Annotated in this window: 1 protein-coding gene and 1 pseudogene; both read right to left on the reverse strand. The window is 62.6% G+C overall.

The annotated features are described in order from the left end of the window. Window positions 1-503 (reverse strand): annotated as a pseudogene (locus A6U98_RS00010) (electron transfer flavoprotein subunit alpha/FixB family protein); the annotation flags it as partial. A gap of 25 nt (window positions 504-528) precedes the next feature. Further along, window positions 529-1260: electron transfer flavoprotein subunit beta/FixA family protein (locus A6U98_RS00015; protein ID WP_245304467.1), on the reverse strand; the 732-nt coding region annotated here is incomplete at its 5' end.

A 1260-nucleotide genomic window follows, 5' to 3' on the forward strand; every position in this document is an offset into this window, starting at 1 on the left:
GCCGGGATTGCCTCGACCGTGGCCGAGCCTCCCTCCGGTGCGGAGGCGAAGGATGCGGTGCGCACGGTGATCACCTTTTTGGCATCGCTCGCCTGCACCGTCTGGATGGCGTTGCCGGCATAGATCGGCCGCTTGAAGGTGTCGGACGAGATCACCTCGATGATCTCGGAGACCTGGGCGACGTCGAGAAGAGCGGCGACGCGCGGCAGCACGTTCTTGCCGACCGAGGTGGCAGCCGAGATGATGGTGTCGTAGCTGCCTGCCAGCGAGACGATCAGGTCGGCCAGCGGTTCGGCCAGATTGTTGGCGAGTTCGTCGCTTTCGGCCAGCAGCACCTTGGAGACGCCGGCAAGCTTGGCGGCGGCATCGGCAGCAGCCTTGGCAGCCTTGCCGGCAACGAGAATGTGAATATCGCCGCCGATCTTGGCGGCTGCCGTCAGCGTCTTGGCGGTCTGGTCGGACAGGCTGGCATTGTCGTGGTCAGCCAGAAGAAGAATGGTCATGATGATGGCTCCTGTTCCAAGCTGATTACAGCACGCCGGCTTCGTTTTTGAGCTTGTCGATGAGTTCGGCGACCGACTTGACCTTGACGCCGGCCTTGCGGCCTGACGGCTCCTCGGTCTTCAACACCTTGAGGCGTGGCGTTGTGGAGACGCCAAAGTCTGCCGGGCGATTCTTGTCGAGCGGCTTCTTCTTCGCCTTCATGATATTCGGCAGCGAGGCATAGCGCGGTTCGTTCAGACGCAGATCCGTGGTGACGACCGCCGGCAGCTTGATCTCGATCGTCTGCAGGCCGCCATCGACTTCGCGGGTGACCTGAGCCTTGCCATCACCGATCTCGATCTTCGAGGCGAAAGTGGCCTGGGCCGTTCCCAGCAGTGCTGCCAGCATCTGGCCGGTCTGGTTGCTGTCGTCATCGATCGCCTGCTTGCCGACGATGATCAGACCGGGCTGTTCGGCGTCGGCCACAGCCTTCAAGATCTTGGCGACGGTGAGCGGCTCGATCTGATCGTCGGTCTCGACCAGGATCGCCCGGTCGGCGCCCATGGCAAGTGCGGTGCGCAGCGTCTCCTCGGCCTTGGCAGGACCGATCGAGACGACGACCACTTCCTCGGCCTTGCCGGCTTCCTTCAGCCGCAACGCCTCTTCCACCGAGATCTCGTCGAACGGGTTCATCGACATCTTCACATTGGCAAGCTCGACACCCGTGCCATCCGGCTTCACCCGGATCTTCACGTTGTAGTCGACAACCCGTTTGAC

The organism is Rhizobium sp. WYCCWR10014, assembly GCF_001657485.1.
In the GTDB taxonomy this organism is placed as follows: Bacteria; Pseudomonadota; Alphaproteobacteria; order Rhizobiales; family Rhizobiaceae; genus Rhizobium.